We start from the raw sequence: 1,214 nt of genomic DNA, 5'->3' as shown, positions 1-1,214 counted from the left end.
GGTCGGCGGGGAGGGTGTCGACGTGCTCGCCGAGCTGCTCCTCGACCAGCGTCAGCAGCCGGTCCCGGGCGGCCGGGCTCAGGGCGTCGAATCCGCCGCGCAGGGCCGGCAGTCGGTCCAGGAAGGCGGTGTCGGGCAGCGCGGCCACCCGCTCCAGCAGCGGGGCGAGGGCGCCGGGCGCGCTGTCGAGCAGGCCCTCGGCGGCGGTCAGCAGACCGGTGAGCGCGCGGACCAGGGTGTGCCGGCGGTCGGCGTCGGTGGCGCCGTCCACCCAGGAGGCGACCCGGCCGCCGAGTTCACCGGCGGGCCGCTCGCCCAGCAGCACCAGGACGGCCCCCGCGGCGCCCCGGACCAGCGGCGAACCCCGGTCGGCCAGCTCCCGCAGGGTGTGGCCGAGCCGCAGACCGCCCTCGCAGTGGGCGCGGCGGGCGAACTCCAGCAGCGCATGGGCGTCCGCCGGGTCGTCGGATCCGGCCAGACCGTCGAGCCGGGCGACCGCGGCCGTGGTGAGCAGCGCCGCGGTCGGCGCGGCGGCATCCGGGCGCGCCGGGCCGGTGGCCTCGGTCGGGAAGTGACCGGCCGCCAGCCGGTCCACCAGGGCCAGGCCGGCCAGCAGTTCGGGCAGGCTGCCGGTGGCGGGCAGCACCTCGGCCAGCTGGTCCAGCCGCACCGCGGTGAGCGCGGCCAGCCCGCAGCCCGCCGCGTCGGCGAGGCCGTCGATCACCTGACGGGCGGTCGGCCCGTCCGCTGCACGCTCCCGGCGCAGCCGCTCCCCGAGGGTGCCCTCGGCGGCCTGCGCGGCCGTCACCCCCCGGCTCCCGGCGACCGCCAGCATGGCCTGGACCGCCGGGGTCCAGCGCACCCGCCACCGGCTGCCGATCGCCTCGGTGCCGCCCGCGCCGCCGGTGGCCACGCGCTCCCCGTACGGGACGCCGCAGACCTCGAGGCGGCTCAGCAGCAGGGCGCGGCGGGCGTCCAGCGGGCTGCGCAGCGGGTCGAGCCGCAGATCGCGCGGGGCCGCGTCGGCGCTGTCCGCGGGCCCTGGCAGGCCGAGTTCGGCGAGCTGGGCCTCGACGGCCGGGCCGAGCCCGCCGCGCGGGGCGGCGGGGGTCGGACGGCCGGTGCGGGTGCCGACCAGGACCTGTTCCAGGGCGCGCGCCACCGCCCGGCCGCGGCCGAGCGGCTCGCCCTGGGCGAGCACCGTACGGACGGCT

Annotated in this window: 1 protein-coding gene; it reads right to left on the bottom strand. The window is 80.6% G+C overall.

The annotated features are described in order from the left end of the window. On the bottom strand, window positions 1–1,214 hold a 1,214-nt coding region (locus AA75_RS50270), incomplete at both ends, for a DUF5682 family protein (RefSeq protein ID WP_033824815.1).

The sequence above is a fragment of the Kitasatospora sp. MBT63 genome, from assembly GCF_000710465.2.
In the GTDB taxonomy this organism is placed as follows: domain Bacteria; phylum Actinomycetota; class Actinomycetes; order Streptomycetales; family Streptomycetaceae; genus Kitasatospora.
This window is presented reverse-complemented; position numbering and strand designations above follow the sequence as displayed.